Raw genomic sequence first — 15,020 nt, 5'->3', positions numbered from 1 at the left:
ACGGTGTTGACGTTACAAACACAGAGAGGCCCTCTGACCAGCATTTCCGCTGGTCAGAGGGCCTCTCTCGATGTGGAGCCTAGGAGATTCGAACTCCTGACATCTGCCTTGCAAAGGCAGCGCTCTACCAACTGAGCTAAGGCCCCGAAAAGGGTGCGCCCAGCCGGAAGAACCTCGCTCCGGTGAGCAACGCAGACCAGAGTACCGGGTCACCCCCCGGATCTCGCAAAAGGATTGGGGGTCCCGGTGAACGACCACGCTCCGTAAGATGCTCGGCGTGGTTCGCGGCAGCGAACCACGGTTTTTGGGGAAGCGATGGGGAGACGCAATGGACGCCGCACAACAAGAGACGACCGCGAGAGCACGAGAGCTCCAGCGGAACTGGTACGGGGAGCCGCTGGGGGCGCTCTTCCGCCGTCTCATCGATGATCTGGGCCTCAACCAGGCACGCCTCGCCGGCGTCCTCGGTCTGTCCGCGCCCATGCTGTCCCAGCTGATGAGCGGACAGCGCGCCAAGATCGGCAACCCCGCGGTCGTCCAGCGCGTCCAGCTCCTCCAGGAGCTGGCGGGCCAGGTCGCCGACGGCAGTGTGAGCGCCGCCGAGGCCACCGACCGCATGGATGAGATCAAGAAGTCCCAGGGCGGCTCCGTCCTGACCAACACCTCGCAGTCGACGACGAGTTCGGGTGCGCCCACGGTGAAGCGTGTGGTGCGCGAGATCCAGTCACTGTTGCGCTCCGTCGCGGCGGCGGGAGACATCATCGATGCCGCGGACTCCCTCGCCCCGACCCACCCGGAACTGGCAGAGTTCCTCCGGGTGTACGGCGCCGGACGCACCGCGGACGCGGTCGCCCACTACGAGGCGCACCAGAACTGAGCCGTCGGCCGGGCCACCGGGCGGCCCGGAGGGGGAGCGATGCGCGACCATGGGTGAGGTCTTCGCCGGCCGCTATGAACTGGTCGACCCTGTCGGCCGCGGGGGAGTCGGAGCGGTCTGGCGCGCCTGGGACCACCGGCGCCGCAGGTATGTGGCCGCCAAGGTCCTGCAACAGAGCGACGCGCACGCGCTGTTGCGCTTCGTGCGGGAGCAGGCGCTCCGGATCGACCACCCCCATGTGCTCGCGCCCGCCAGCTGGGCCGCCGACGACGACAAGGTCCTGTTCACCATGGCTTTGGTCGCCGGCGGCTCGCTGGCCCATGTGATCGGGGACTACGGTGCGCTGCCGCCCCGCCTGGTCTGCACGCTCCTGGACCAGCTGCTCTCCGGTCTCGCGGCGGTGCATGCCGAGGGGGTCGTGCACCGTGACATCAAGCCCGCCAACATCCTGCTCGAGGCCACCGGCATCGCGCGTCCGCATCTGCGGCTCTCCGACTTCGGCATCTCGATGCGGATGGGCGAGCCGCGGCTGACCGAGACCAACTACGTGGTGGGGACGCCCGGCTACTTCGCGCCTGAGCAAATGATGGGTGCCGAGCCGGACTTCACCGCCGATCTCTTCGCCGTCGGCCTGGTCGCCCTCTATCTGCTGCAGGGCGCCAAGCCGGACGCAAAGGCCCTGATCGAGCACTTTGCCGCGCACGGCACACCCAGGGCGCCGCGGGGCGTGCCGGAACCGCTGTGGCAAGTCGTCGCCACGCTTCTGCAGCCGGACCCGCTCGCGCGGTTCCGCACCGCCACGGGCGCGCGCAAGGCGTTGAACTCGGCCACCGAGCTGCTGCCCGAGCCGGGGCCCGACGACGAGATCGTCGAGATCTTCGACCAACTGGGCCCGCTCCCCCAGGGGTTCGGCCCCGACGGCCCCCTCACGACCCCGCCGCAGCCGGGCTTCGCTCCCCCCTCCGTACCGCCTCCGCCCCGCTCCGTGCCGCAGACGGGAAGTTTCCCTCCGGCGCCACCACCGCAGGCCACGCCGCAGCAGCCGGCGACGCCACCCCCGCTCCCTGCTCAGTCTCCGCACGTCCCCTCCCCCCACCAGGTGCCAGCTCCGGCTCCAGCTCCGGCTCCGCTTCAGGTCCCCGTTCCGGCCCCGGTCCCGGTGCCGGTCCCAGCTCAGGCCCCCATGCACCTCCCGACCCACGAACCCTCACAGTCCGTGACGCCCTCGGTGCATCGCGTATCCACTCCTACTTATCCATACACCGCTCACGCCCCGCAGGTTCCACTCCAGAGCCGGCCGGGACGGCGGCGGCAGAAACGACCGGGACCGCCCCCGAAGGTGGCGATCCCGATGCTGCTGGCCGCGCTGGCGTGCTTCGCGGTGGGCATCTGGGCCCTGACCCAGAGTTCCTGACCCAGAGCCGGCTCAGGTCGCGCTACCCCCCGCCGCACGCCGCCGCCCGATCAGCGTCCACACGCCAAGGATCGCCAGCAGCAGGGAACCGGCACCGAACCCCCCGGCGGCGACCAGCTTCATGCCGTCCGTACCGCCACTACCGCTCCCGCCACTGCCCCCGCTCCCTCCCCCGGCAGCCGTCTCGCCCCGCACCGCCGCCTCTTTGTCCTGACCGGTGACGCTGAACTGATCCGCGGGCCGTGCCGTCCCCACGTACGCGGGCCCCGCCTTCGCCGCGCCGTCGACGTTCACCCGCAGCGTCAGATCCAGCGGCCCCTCGCCGAACTCCCGGGCGACCTGCGGATTGAGATGGACCGAGAGGTAGTACCACCCGGCGAACCGCGTGGCCGCCACGCCGTCGATCGGGGAGTAGCGGTTCTCGTACGCGACGGGGGCCAGTGGTTCCAGCGCGGTCGTCTTCTGCCGGCCGTCGTATGCCGTGTCGGCGTCGTCGATGCGTGCGCGTACGGGATTGGACAGTGACATGACGAGCGCCGACGTGACGTACTCGTCGCCCCCGCTCGCGCTGCCCAGCTCGGCGCCGGCGGAGATCTGCTGCCCCCAGTCGACCGGTACGCGGTAGAAGAGTGTCTGGCCCGGCTCGATCCGGTCGCCCCAGACGCCCGCCCTCAGCGCCCGGGCATCGTTGAATCCCGTGCCTCCCCTGCATTCCTTGCGCGTACCGCTGGGAGGCGTGGGTGAGGCGGAGTTCCACGACTCGGGCGGCGTCGTGGAGGCGGTCTTCGCCACTCCAGGCTCCGAGACGACACGAAGCTCCGTGTCCCACGTCTCCGTGCTGGAGCCGGGATCGCTGTTCCGCTCGACCACTACGTAGTACGTGCCTGCCACCTTGCACCGGTTCTCGGCGGGCCCGACCTCGCGTGCCGCCCAGGCGGTGATGGGCCGCGGGCTCTGCGACGTACCGAATCGCGCGTCTCCGGAGTCGCAGTTGTTGCCGTTCGTGTCCTGTAGGGACACCTCGACGCCATCCCCGTAGGCGACATCGGCGTCGAGGCCGGGCACAGCGGTCGCCGAGACGTGCACGGTCTCTCTGGCGTCGAGTTGCAGCTGGTAGTAGAGCTTTCCGCCGCGCGGGAGGGAGCTCCTGTACGTCGACCCGGGCGTGAGTCTCACACTGCCCATGGTGTTCTTCGCGCCATCGACCGGCACGGCATCGTCGGCGAACGCGTACGGACTCGGCGTACCCGCCGCGGCCTGTCCCGGCAGCGCCATCACCGCGCACAGCGCCGCTCCCACGGCCGACATCGCCCGTCCTCTGCGCAGCCGCCCCATCACGTGCCACCCCTCCCCGAAGACCCAGCCGTCCCGGCCACACATGCCCCCACGAAGACGCGACAACCTTTGCTCACGCAAGTCGAGGACTTGCGTGAGCAAAGACAAGAGGCCGGAGAGATCCGGACAGCACAAGGCCCCGGCCGCAGAAGCGACCGGGGCCTTGTAAAGAGACTGTTGTCGGTACTCACGAACCCGTGGGCACGGAGTCAGTCGCCTCCGTCCACAGATCCTGCTCGGCGCGATCCGCCTGGATCTGGCGGTACACGAGGAGCCCGCCGATGGCAGCCAGTGCGACCAAGAGAAGCTTCTTCACCGCGCGACCTCGTCTTTCTTGACGTAAGGGACCTCTAGAGCCCGACTATACACACCGATCGATACCGATCGGTGACCTGGATCCACCCCAACTGCCGCCCCGAACACAGCAGTCGAATCGGGGTGCCGCCGCTCCTTGGCGCCTCACGGCCCGCCGTGACGTTCGTCGCTCTTGACCTCATCCGGCCCCCTCCCAGGCCCCTCAGGGGCCCTTTACGGCCATCCGGGTGGTGTTCATCTGAACATCGACGCGCCACGAGCGTCGGTCCCCCACTCTCGGCCCCACATACACATCATGAGGAAAGTACGCAAATCGCCCAACCCGAAAGTGAGAAGCCATGACCGGCACCAAGGCCATGAAGCTGTGGACCACGCTCATCACCGCCTTCCTCGCACTCTTCGCCACGCTGGGATTCACCACGACGGCAGCGGCGGCCACGCCGGTACAGCAGGCCACGGAAACGTGCAAGAGCGCGCCGACCATGACGGCACCACTGGCGGCCTACTGGGCAGCAGCGTACGAACGGTCCCTGCCGCCCACGATGAAGCAACGCATCCGCGCCGAGGCCCACGGATCATCGCCCAGCTGCCGCCACCTCCCCACGGACGACACGGAGACGGCCGTTGAGGCCGAGGTCCATCCGGGCGGGCTCGCCGCGGAGCCGTAGTCACGGCTCCGGCCGGCTGCTCGGCCGTCGCCGCCCCCCCCAGGGGCTCGCACAGACACAGACCCAAATGACGAAGAAGACCCCCAGCCACTACGGGCTGGGGGTCTTCTTCGTGTCTGTGGGGCTAACAGGATTTGAACCTGTGGCCTCATCCTTATCAGGGATGCGCTCTAACCAACTGAGCTATAGCCCCGCCGCGCTGCGGTATGTCCCGCGCGCTGACCTCTGAAGATTAGCGCACGTGCGGGCCAGTCCCAAAATCGATACCTCCACGGGCACCGGACCAGCCGTGAGGGACCCGACCAGCCAGGAGATAGGACCGGCAGAGACTGGTCAGGACGCAGATCAGGGCCCCGCCCTGTACGGGCGAGACCCTGGTCTGAAGGAAACGAAGGAAGCTGGGGAAGAGAGCAGGAAGAGAACTACTCGTCTTCGGCCAGCGTCAGCTCCACACCGCCCACGAAGCCCGCGGAGAGGTTGTAGATGAAGGCGCCGAGCGTCGCCAGCGCCGTGGCGAGGACCACGTCGATGACCGCGATGATCGTCGTGAACATCAGGACGCGCGGCAGCGACAGGAAGGACTGCAGGTCGAAGCCGTTCGACTCGTTCGAGCCCGTCGCCTCCGAGATCGTGCCGCCCACCGTGGAGAAGACGCCCATGGCGTCCATGACCATCCACAGCACGGCAGCCGCGATGATCGTGCAGATGCCCAGCGCGATGGAGAGCAGGAAGCTGACCTTCATCACCGACCACGGATCGGCCTTGGCCACCCGCAGCCGCGCCTTGCGCGTACGAGGCGTCGTGCGCGCCCCCGTACGCGGCCGGCGCACGGAACCCGTCTGGGATCCCTGCTGATAGGCCTGCGGCGGGTGGTACGGCTGGGACCCCTGCTGGGGCTGCTGAGGCTGGCGCTCCCCGGGCAGCGCGCCTGCGGAGCCCTGAGTCCCCTGAGTCCCTTGGGCTCCTTGGGCTCCTTGAGCACCGGCCGCGTAGGACCCGTCGTACTGCGCTGACTGAGCCGACTGCGGCCCTCGGGTGTCGGTCACGGTTCCCCCCTGGGATCCACGAGACTCATGCGAGTCGGGAGAATCAGTGGCGGAGCCACGGACACCGTCTGTACCGGCTGGGCCGGTTCCACTTGCTCCGGCGCCCGTGGCTCCACTCACGATGACTCTCTCCTCGCGCTACTCGGCCGTGGACTCCGTGCCCTCGTCCGTACCGACGGCCGGCTCGCCGTCGGCCGATTCGTCGACGACGATGTCGCCGTCGACTTCCTCCGCCTCGCGCCCGGCCTCGGCGTTACGAGCGATACCGACCACGGCATCGCGCTTGCCCAGGTTGATCAGTTGGACGCCCATGGTGTCACGGCCCGTCTCCCTGACCTCGTTGACTCGCGTACGAATCACACCGCCGCTCAGGGTGATGGCGAGGATCTCGTCGGTCTCCTCCGTCACCAGCGCGCCCACGAGTTCGCCGCGGTCCTCCACGATCTTGGCGGCCTTGATGCCGAGGCCACCACGACCCTGGACGCGGTACTCGTCGACGTTGGTCCGCTTCGCGTACCCACCGTCGGTTGCGGTGAACACGAACGTACCCGGCCTGACGACATTCATCGAGAGGAGTTCGTCGCCGCCGCGGAAACTCATTCCCTTGACGCCCGAGGTCGCGCGGCCCATCGGACGCAGCGCATCGTCCGTTGCGGTGAACCTGATCGACTGCGCCTTCTTGCTGATGAGCAGCAGGTCGTCCTCGGACGAGACGAGCTCGGCGCCGATCAGCTCGTCGTCCGAACCGTCGTCCGTCTCGCGGAGGTTGATGGCGATGACGCCACCGGACCGAGGCGAGTCGTAGTCCTTGAGCGGGGTCTTCTTTACGAGGCCGCCCTTGGTGGCGAGCACCAGGTAGGGGACCGCTTCGTAGTCACGGATCGCGAGGATCTCGGCGATCTGCTCGTCCGGCTGGAAGGCGAGCAGGTTCGCGACGTGCTGACCGCGGGCGTCGCGTCCGGCATCCGGCAGTTCGTATGCCTTCGCCCGGTACACCCGGCCCTTGTTGGTGAAGAACAGCAGCCAGTGGTGGGTGGTCGACACGAAGAAGTGGTCGACGATGTCGTCCTGCTTCAGCTTCGTGCCGCGCACGCCCTTGCCGCCGCGCTTCTGCGAGCGGTAGTCCTCCGTCTTGGTGCGCTTGATGTAGCCGCCGCGCGTGATGGTGACGACGATGTCCTCTTCGGCGATCAGGTCCTCCATGGACATGTCGCCGTCGAAGGGCACGAGCGCCGAGCGCCGGTCCTCGCCGAACTTGTCGACGATCGCCGCGAGCTCCTCGCTGATGATCTGGCGCTGCCGCTCGGGCGAGGCCAGGATCGCGTTGTACTCGTTGATCTTCGCCTGCAGTTCGTCGTGCTCGGCGACGATCTTCTGGCGCTCCAGGGCGGCGAGGCGGCGCAGCTGCATCTCGAGGATGGCGTTGGCCTGGATCTCGTCGATCGAGAGCAGGCCCATCAGGCCCTCACGCGCGACGTCGACCGTCTGGCTGGCCCGGATGAGGGCGATGACCTCGTCGATCGCGTCCAGGGCCTTCAGCAGGCCGCGCAGGATGTGGGCCCGCTCCTCGGCCTTGCGCAGCCTGTACTTCGTACGCCGGACGATGACCTCGACCTGGTGCGTCACCCAGTGCCGGATGAACGCGTCCAGCGAGAGGGTGCGCGGCACGCCGTCGACCAGGGCCAGCATGTTGGCGCTGAAGTTCGACTGCAGGTCGGTGTGCTTGTAGAGGTTGTTCAGTACGACCTTGGCGACCGCGTCCCGCTTCAGGACGACGACCAGGCGCTGGCCCGTGCGCGAGGAGGTCTCGTCGCGGACGTCGGCGATGCCGCCGACCTTGCCGTCCTTGACCAGGTCGGCGATCTTCTGCGCGAGGTTGTCGGGGTTGGTCTGGTAGGGGAGCTCGGTGACCACCAGGCACTGGCGGTTCTGGATCTCCTCGACCGCGACGACCGCGCGCATCGTGATGGAGCCACGGCCCGTGCGGTACGCCTCCTCGATGCCCCGTCGGCCCACTACTAGTGCGCCGGTGGGGAAATCGGGGCCCTTGATGCGCTCGATGAGCGCGTCGAGCAGCTCCTCGTGGGAGGCGTCCGGGTGCTCAAGCGCCCACTGCGCACCCGCCGCGACCTCGCGAAGGTTGTGCGGCGGGATGTTCGTCGCCATGCCGACCGCGATGCCCGCCGAGCCGTTGATCAGCAGGTTCGGGAAGCGCGCCGGCAGGACCGTCGGCTCCTGGTTGCGGCCGTCGTAGTTGTCCGTGAAGTCGACGGTCTCCTCGTCGATGTCACGGACCATCTCCATGGCCAGCGGCGCCATCTTGCACTCGGTGTACCGCATGGCGGCCGCCGGGTCGTTGCCCGGAGAGCCGAAGTTTCCGTTGGAGTCCACGAGCGGCATCCGCATCGACCACGGCTGGGCCAGGCGGACCAGGGCGTCGTAGATGGAGGAGTCGCCGTGCGGGTGGTAGGTGCCCATGACGTCGCCCACGACGCGGGCGCACTTGTAGAAGCCCTTCTCGGGGCGGTATCCGCCGTCGTACATCGCGTACAGGACGCGGCGGTGTACGGGCTTCAGACCGTCCCGTACGTCGGGCAGCGCACGCGACACGATGACGGACATCGCGTAGTCGAGGTACGAGCGCTGCATCTCCGTCTCGAGCCCGACGGGCTCGACACGCATGCCCACGCCGGGAACTGCGGGCTCCTCTTCGGGCATCACAGGGGTGTTCTCGTCGGCCATTGCTGGTCAAAGTCCTTTCGAGGTGCGGCTCGTACGGCCGACTCAGATGTCGAGGAAACGAACGTCCTTGGCGTTGCGCTGAATGAACGAGCGCCGCGCCTCGACGTCCTCTCCCATCAGCACCGAGAAGAGGTCGTCGGCCTGCGCCGCGTCGTCCAGGGTCACCTGGCCGAGAACGCGGTGGTCCTGGTCCATCGTCGTGATGCGCAGTTCCTCGGCGTTCATCTCACCGAGGCCCTTGAAGCGCTGGACCGAGTCGTCCCTGATGCGCTTGCCCGCCTGGCGGCCGAGCTCGACCAGCGCGTCGCGCTCACGGTCCGAGTACGCGTACTGGAAGTCGTCCCGGCTCCACTTGATCTTGTAGAGCGGCGGGCGCGACAGGTAGACGTGGCCGGACTCGACGAGTGGCCGCATGAAGCGGAACAGGAAGGTCAGGAGCAGGGTGTTGATGTGCTGGCCGTCGACATCGGCGTCCGCCATCAAGATGATCTTGTGATAGCGGAGCTTCTCGATGTCGAAGTCCTCGTGCACGCCCGTGCCGAAGGCCGAGATCAGGGCCTGGACTTCCTGGTTCTGCAGGATCTTGTCGATCCGTGCCTTCTCGACGTTCAGGATCTTGCCTCGGATGGGCAGGATCGCCTGGTACATCGGGTTGCGGCCGGACTTCGCCGAACCACCGGCGGAGTCACCCTCGACGATGAAGATCTCGCACTTCGTCGGGTCGTTCGACTGGCAGTCGCTGAGCTTTCCGGGCAGCGAGGCCGATTCGAGCAGACCCTTGCGGCGCGTCAGGTCGCGCGCCTTGCGGGCGGCGACACGGGCCGTGGCGGCCTGGATGCCCTTGCGGATGATGTCCGCGGCCTCGTTCGGATTGCGGTCGAACCAGTCCGTGAGGTGCTCGTGCACGACCTTCTGCACGAAGGTCTTCGCCTCCGTGTTGCCCAGCTTGGTCTTGGTCTGGCCCTCGAACTGCGGCTCGCCCAGCTTCACCGAGATGATGGCCGTCAGGCCCTCGCGGATGTCCTCACCCGTGAGGTTGTCGTCCTTCTCGCGCAGCAGCTTCTTCTCGCGCGCGTACCGGTTGACCAGGCCCGTCAGCGCGGCCCTGAAGCCCTCCTCGTGCGTACCGCCCTCATGCGTGTGGATCGTGTTCGCGAAGGAGTAGACGCCTTCGGTGTACTGCGAGTTCCACTGCATGGCGATCTCGGCCGAGAGCATGCGCTCCTTGTCCTCGGCCTCGACGTCGATGACGGTCGGATGAATCATCTCTCCCTTACGGGAGTTGAGGTACTTCACGAAGTCGACGATGCCGCCTTCGTAGTAGTACGTCACCGTGCGGGCCTCGGCGGCCTCGTCATCCGTGGCCTCGGCCGAGTCCGCACCCGCCGTCGCCTTCGCCGAGTCGCGCTCATCAGTGAGTTTGATGGTCAAACCCTTGTTGAGGAACGCCATCTCCTGGAAGCGCCGTGCCAGCGTCTCGAAGGAGTACTCGGTCGTCTCGAAGACGTCCGGGTCTGCCCAGAAGGTGACCGTGGTGCCCGTGTCCTTGGTCGCCTCGTGCTTGGCGAGCGGGGCCGTCGGCACACCCAGCTTGTAGTCCTGGGTCCAGCGGTAGCCGTCGGTCTTGATGTCGACGGCAAGCTTCGTCGACAGTGCGTTCACGACGGAGACACCGACGCCGTGCAGACCACCGGAGACCGCGTAGCCGCCGCCGCCGAACTTGCCGCCCGCGTGGAGCACGGTGAGCACGACCTCGACGGCCGGCTTCTTCTCGACGGGGTGGATGCCCACCGGGATGCCTCGGCCGTTGTCGATGACGCGTACGCCGCCGTCGGCGAGGATCGTGACGTCAATGGTGTCCGCGTGCCCGGCGAGGGCCTCGTCGACGGAGTTGTCGACAACCTCTTGCACAAGGTGGTGCAGGCCACGCTCACCGGTCGACCCGATGTACATGCCAGGTCGCTTGCGGACCGCGTCCAGACCCTCGAGGACGGTGATCGCGCTGGCGTCGTACAAGGCTGTGACCTCGCCGTTCTCGCCAGCGACGGTAGACGGGATGTTCTCGTTGGGGTTGCCGGAATCGGCCACGAAGCGCCCTTTCTGGCACAGCACAAGCCAAGCACCCGGCGTTGGCCGGAGCGGCTGCGTCGTTCAGCGATAGTCAGCGTTGTTCTATGCGTCCCACAAGTGGGGCGGGATTAGCTTCCAGTCTACCGGTAGCGCCGACAGTGATGGGGGTTTGCCGGTACCTGAGTCCGCATGTGCCGTCCTGAACCGGCGTCGCCCGACTCCCCATATGCGGCCCGGGGCCCTAGGAGGCTCACAGCGGCACTCAGCGCTTCGGAGCGTCAACCCCGAGCTACCACCCGGTACGGCCTCAGCCGTAGGTGTCCCCGGGGCCCGTGCTTCCCGGTGCGCGCAAGGGTCCGAAGCGGCGCGGGGGGCCGCCGGGACCGAGGACTTTGATGAGGCGCACGGTGCCGTGGCCGAGGTCCTCGTTGAGGCGCGCGACCAGCTGCGGGGCCAGGAGGCGCAGGTTCGTCGCCCAGGCCGTGGAGTCGCACTGGACGGTCAGGACGCGCTCGTTCTCGTCGTACCGCTGCGGGACGCAGTGCTTGGCCAGGTCCTCGCCGACGATCTGCGGCCAGCGGCCCATCACACCGCCGACCGCGGCCGGCGTCTCCCAGCCCCGCTCGGTGATCAGTCGGTTGATCGCGGAGCCGAGCGGCTGCGGGTCACGCCCGTCGGCGCGCGCGCCGGAGCGAAGACCGCCCCTTCGGGCCTGCTTCTTCTGCTGCGCGGCATCGCCACGCGCGCGTGCCTGTTCCTTGGCCGCACGGAGAGCGACCCGGGCGAGGTCGACGCCGGAGGGCTCGGGCGTCTTCGGCGTGTCCTTGGAAGCGTCCTGGGGGGCTTGGGGGGTGTCCTTGGCGGGCTCTTCGCCGCTCATACGTGCTCCCCGCTCATGCGCGTCATACGCGTTCCACCGCGCCGTCCGCCACCGTGAACCGCGTCCCGGCGAGCACGCCCGGAACGTCGTCGTCCACCGCGGCCGTGACCAGGACCTGCTCGCCCGGCGCCACCAGCTCCGCGAGGCGCTCCCTGCGGCGCGCGTCGAGCTCCGCGAACACGTCGTCCAGGACGAGCACCGGTTCGTTCCCCTCGGCGCGCAGGAGGTCGTACGAGGCGAGGCGCAGCGAAAGGGCGTACGACCAGGACTCGCCATGGCTCGCGTACCCCTTCGCGGGGAGCTGGCCCAGCTTCAGGAGCAGGTCGTCGCGGTGCGGACCGACCAGCGTCACGCCCCGCTCGATCTCCTGCTTGCGCGCCTCTTCGAGGGCGGCGATCAACTGCTCGTACAGAACGTCACGCGTATGGCCGTCGCCAGGCGCCGACGGCTTGTACTCGAGCGTGACGGGGCCGCCGCCGGGGGCCAGCTGCTCGTACGCCTTGTCGGCGAGCGGCTGCAGCGCGGCGATCAGGTCCAGCCGCTGCGTGAGCAGTTCGGCGCCCGCGCGCGCGAGGTGCTGGTCCCAGACGTCGAGCGTGGACAGGTCCATGGAGCGCCCGCCATGGCGGCGCGCGAGGGCAGCCGATTTCAGGAGGGTGTTGCGCTGCTTCAGCACGCGGTCGTAGTCGGACCGGACGCCCGCCATGCGCGGGGAGCGCGCCGTGATCAGCTCATCGAGGAAGCGCCTGCGCTCGCCAGGGTCGCCCTTGATCAGCGCCAGATCTTCGGGCGCGAACAGCACCGTGCGGACGATCCCGAGCACATCACGGGGCCTGACCTGCGAGGACCTGTTGATCCGGGCGCGATTGGCCTTGCCCGGGTTGAGCTCGAGCTCGATCAGCTGCTGGCGCTCGCCCTGCCGGACCGCGGCCCGGATGACGGCACGCTCGGCGCCCATGCGCACCAGCGGGGCGTCCGAGGAGACCCGGTGGCTGCCGAGCGTGGCGAGATAGCCGACGGCCTCCACGAGGTTCGTCTTGCCCTGGCCGTTCGGGCCCACGAACGCGGTGACGCCCGGATCGAGAGGAACCTCGACCCGGGCGTACGAGCGGAAGTCGGCCAGCGACAGATGCGTGACGTGCATGGTGTGCGCCGACCTCCCCCGGCCCTACTTCACTTGCTGACAGCCCTGCACGGTTTCCCGCACAGGCTGTGGATCAGTGCTCGCTCTTGGACTCGACGGCGTGGCCACCGAACTGGTTGCGCAGCGCCGCGATCATCTTCATCTGCGGGGAGTCGTCCTGCCGCGAGGCGAAACGGGCGAAGAGCGAGGCCGTGATCGCGGGCAGCGGCACGGCGTTGTCGATGGCGGCTTCCACCGTCCACCGGCCCTCGCCGGAGTCCTGCGCGAAGCCGCGCAGCTTCGCCAGGTGCTCGTCGTCGTCCAGGGCGTTGACCGCCAGGTCGAGCAGCCAGGAACGGATGACCGTGCCCTCCTGCCAGGAGCGGAAGACCTCGCGCACGTCCGTGACGGAGTCGACCTTCTCCAGGAGCTCCCAGCCCTCGGCGTAGGCCTGCATCATGGCGTACTCGATGCCGTTGTGGACCATCTTCGAGAAGTGGCCCGCGCCGACCTTGCCGGCGTGCACGGAACCGAAGTCGCCCTCGGGCTTGAGGGCGTCGAAGACCGGCTGGACCTTCGCGATGTCCTCGGCGGCGCCGCCGTACATCAGCGCGTAGCCGTTCTGCAGGCCCCAGACGCCGCCGGAGACGCCGCAGTCGACGAAGCCGATGCCCTTGGCCGCGAGCTCCTCGGCGTGCTTCTCGTCGTCCGTCCAGCGGGAGTTGCCGCCGTCCACGACGACGTCACCGGGCTGGAGCAGCTCGGCGAGCTCGTCGACGGTGGACTGGGTCGCGGCTCCGGCCGGAACCATCACCCATACGACACGCGGACCCTTGAGCTTGCCCACAAGCTCTTCGAGGCTGTGGACATCTGCGACGTCCTGGTTGCGGTCGTATCCGATGACGGTGTGGCCTGCGCGGCGGATGCGCTCGCGCATGTTGCCGCCCATCTTGCCGAGGCCGACGAGACCGAGCTCCATCAGTGGTTCCTTAAGTAGCGATGTGGCGTGGAGGCACCTTCGTACCCGCGTCCGAGCCTACGCCCGGACGCACGCTCACACCTGTGGGCTCAGCCGCTCAGACGTACAGGCATGATCAGGTACTTGTAGGCCTCGTCGGCCTCCGCGTCCACGGCCGGCCTGCCGCTCAGGAGTGCGGGCTTCGTCGATGTCGTGAACGACAGCTGGGCGACCGGGGAGTCGATCGCGCTCAGGCCGTCGAGCAGGAACGTCGGGTTGAAGGCGATCGAGACGTCGTCGCCCTCGAGCTGGGCGTCGACCCTCTCCACAGCCTGTGCGTCGTCGCTGGAGCCGGCCTCCAGGATCAGCACGCCCTGCTCGAAGCTGAGCCGGACCGGAGTGTTCCGCTCGGCCACCAGGGCCACGCGCTTCACGGCCTCGACGAACGGGGCGGTCTCGATGACCGCGATCGAGTTGAACTCCGTGGGGAAGAGCGTCTTGTACTTCGGCAGGTCGCCCTCGAGGAGGCGCGTGGTCGTACGCCGTCCTGCGCCCTCGAAGCCGATCAGGCCCTCACCGGCACCGGAGCCGGACAGCGCCAGGGTGACCGTGTCGCCGCTCGTGAGCGCCTTGGCGGTGTCCAGGAGCGTCTTGGCGGGCACCAGGGCGACCGCGGACGCCTCGGGGTTCTCCGGCTTCCACAGGAACTCGCGGACCGCGAAGCGGTAGCGGTCGGTGGAGGCCAGGGTGACCGTGTCGCCCTCGATCTCGATGCGTACGCCGGTCAGGACGGGCAGCGTGTCGTCGCGGCCCGCGGCGATGGCCACCTGAGCGGCGGCCGAGGCGAAGACCTCACCGGGGACCGTGCCGGTCGCGGTGGGCATCTGCGGCAGCGCGGGGTACTCCTCCACAGGAAGTGTGTGGAGTGTGAATCGCGAGGAGCCGCAGACCACGGTGGCCCGCACACCGTCTGTGGAGATCTCCACCGGACGGTTGGGAAGGGCACGGCAGATGTCGGCGAGCAGGCGACCGGAGACGAGGACCGTGCCCTCGTCGTCGATCTCCGCGTCTACGGAGACTCGCGCCGAGACCTCGTAGTCAAAGCTGGACAGGCTCAGTGCGCCTTCCTCGGCCTTCAGCAGCAGGCCCGCGAGGACAGGTGCCGGTGGCCGGGCCGGGAGGCTGCGCGCCGCCCACGCCACTGCCTCCGCGAGTACGTCGCGTTCCACCCGGATCTTCACTTAGCCGCCCTCCTGCTGTTGCTGGCACTGGGGACCAGTCTGACGCACCGCACTGACAGTGGGTGCCCGTCGGGGTCAAGTCGTGACGAGCGGCGTCGGAGGTCCGGAGCGCGAGTTGTGCACAGGCCCCTCTTCGAAGCCAATTCCCCGGTGACTCTAGGGGGCAGTAGTAGTAGGGCCTGTGGAAACCGTGGATAACCGTGTATTCGCAGGTCAGGGCCGATTTTTTATCCACTGCGCCTGTGGGCGGAGGCGGTGGACAACCGGTGGTTTCTGTGGACGGGCGAAAGTTCTGCACACCCGATGCACAGGCAGGGGGTACTTCTCCCCAGCGCCGTCCCCAGCTTTACC

12 protein-coding genes and 2 tRNA genes are annotated in these 15,020 nt (G+C 68.2%); 3 read left to right on the top strand and 11 right to left on the bottom strand.

Going from position 1 to position 15,020, the window contains the following annotated elements; translation table 11 throughout:
• Positions 1–73 precede the first annotated feature (73 nt).
• Positions 74–146 (bottom strand) — tRNA-Ala (locus ABD378_RS01635).
• A 182-nt stretch (positions 147–328) separates the two neighbouring features.
• Between ABD378_RS01635 and ABD378_RS01630 the strand changes: the two genes are divergently transcribed.
• Together ABD378_RS01630 and ABD378_RS01625 are read left to right on the top strand one after the other, a co-directional pair.
• The gene (locus ABD378_RS01630; RefSeq protein WP_160506124.1) at positions 329–877 is read left to right on the top strand and encodes a helix-turn-helix domain-containing protein; all 549 of its coding nucleotides are present in this window, start codon (positions 329–331) and stop codon (positions 875–877) included.
• Between the two features lie 49 nt (positions 878–926).
• On the top strand, positions 927–2,291 hold the full coding sequence (locus tag ABD378_RS01625) for a serine/threonine-protein kinase (protein WP_344518436.1): 1,365 nt from the start codon (positions 927–929) through the stop codon (positions 2,289–2,291).
• A 12-nt stretch (positions 2,292–2,303) separates the two neighbouring features.
• Here the strand turns inward: ABD378_RS01625 and ABD378_RS01620 are convergent, their stop codons facing one another.
• Entirely contained in the window at positions 2,304–3,599 is a 1,296-nt protein-coding gene (locus ABD378_RS01620) for a hypothetical protein (RefSeq protein ID WP_344518435.1), read from the bottom strand.
• Positions 3,600–3,813: 214 nt separating this feature from the next.
• Positions 3,814–3,942 (bottom strand): DLW-39 family protein, encoded by a 129-nt coding sequence (locus tag ABD378_RS01615; RefSeq protein WP_003999697.1) that lies wholly within the window; start codon positions 3,940–3,942, stop codon positions 3,814–3,816.
• Between the two features lie 337 nt (positions 3,943–4,279).
• Between ABD378_RS01615 and ABD378_RS01610 the strand changes: the two genes are divergently transcribed.
• Positions 4,280–4,609, top strand: coding sequence for a DUF6344 domain-containing protein (locus tag ABD378_RS01610; protein ID WP_344518434.1), 330 nt, complete (start codon positions 4,280–4,282; stop codon positions 4,607–4,609).
• A 119-nt stretch (positions 4,610–4,728) separates the two neighbouring features.
• Here the strand turns inward: ABD378_RS01610 and ABD378_RS01605 are convergent.
• The 8 genes from ABD378_RS01605 to dnaN all read right to left on the bottom strand — a co-directional run bounded on the left by ABD378_RS01605 (position 4,729) and on the right by dnaN (position 14,669).
• Positions 4,729–4,802: transfer RNA gene (locus tag ABD378_RS01605), tRNA-Ile, on the bottom strand.
• A gap of 229 nt (positions 4,803–5,031) precedes the next feature.
• Positions 5,032–5,775 carry a DUF3566 domain-containing protein gene (locus ABD378_RS01600; protein ID WP_344518433.1) on the bottom strand — a complete coding sequence of 248 codons (744 nt, stop codon included), beginning with the start codon at positions 5,773–5,775 and terminating at the stop codon, positions 5,032–5,034.
• Positions 5,776–5,793: 18 nt separating this feature from the next.
• The gene (gyrA, locus tag ABD378_RS01595) at positions 5,794–8,397 is read right to left on the bottom strand and encodes a DNA gyrase subunit A (RefSeq protein WP_344518432.1); all 2,604 of its coding nucleotides are present in this window, start codon (positions 8,395–8,397) and stop codon (positions 5,794–5,796) included.
• A 42-nt stretch (positions 8,398–8,439) separates the two neighbouring features.
• Positions 8,440–10,509, bottom strand: coding sequence for a DNA topoisomerase (ATP-hydrolyzing) subunit B (gene gyrB / locus ABD378_RS01590; protein ID WP_344518431.1), 2,070 nt, complete (start codon positions 10,507–10,509; stop codon positions 8,440–8,442).
• A 265-nt stretch (positions 10,510–10,774) separates the two neighbouring features.
• Positions 10,775–11,347 (bottom strand): DciA family protein, encoded by a 573-nt coding sequence (locus tag ABD378_RS01585; protein WP_344518430.1) that lies wholly within the window; start codon positions 11,345–11,347, stop codon positions 10,775–10,777.
• Positions 11,348–11,369: 22 nt separating this feature from the next.
• On the bottom strand, positions 11,370–12,491 hold the full coding sequence (recF, locus tag ABD378_RS01580) for a DNA replication/repair protein RecF (RefSeq protein WP_344518429.1): 1,122 nt from the start codon (positions 12,489–12,491) through the stop codon (positions 11,370–11,372).
• A 73-nt stretch (positions 12,492–12,564) separates the two neighbouring features.
• A complete protein-coding gene (gnd, locus tag ABD378_RS01575; RefSeq protein ID WP_344518428.1) occupies positions 12,565–13,449 on the bottom strand; it encodes a phosphogluconate dehydrogenase (NAD(+)-dependent, decarboxylating) in 885 nt (294 codons plus the stop codon).
• 89 nt (positions 13,450–13,538) lie between these two features.
• Entirely contained in the window at positions 13,539–14,669 is a 1,131-nt protein-coding gene (gene dnaN, locus ABD378_RS01570) for a DNA polymerase III subunit beta (RefSeq protein WP_344518427.1), read from the bottom strand.
• Positions 14,670–15,020: the final 351 nt, after the last annotated feature.

Source organism: Streptomyces rectiviolaceus (assembly GCF_039533825.1).
GTDB lineage: Bacteria > Actinomycetota > Actinomycetes > Streptomycetales > Streptomycetaceae > Streptomyces > Streptomyces rectiviolaceus.
This window is presented reverse-complemented; position numbering and strand designations above follow the sequence as displayed.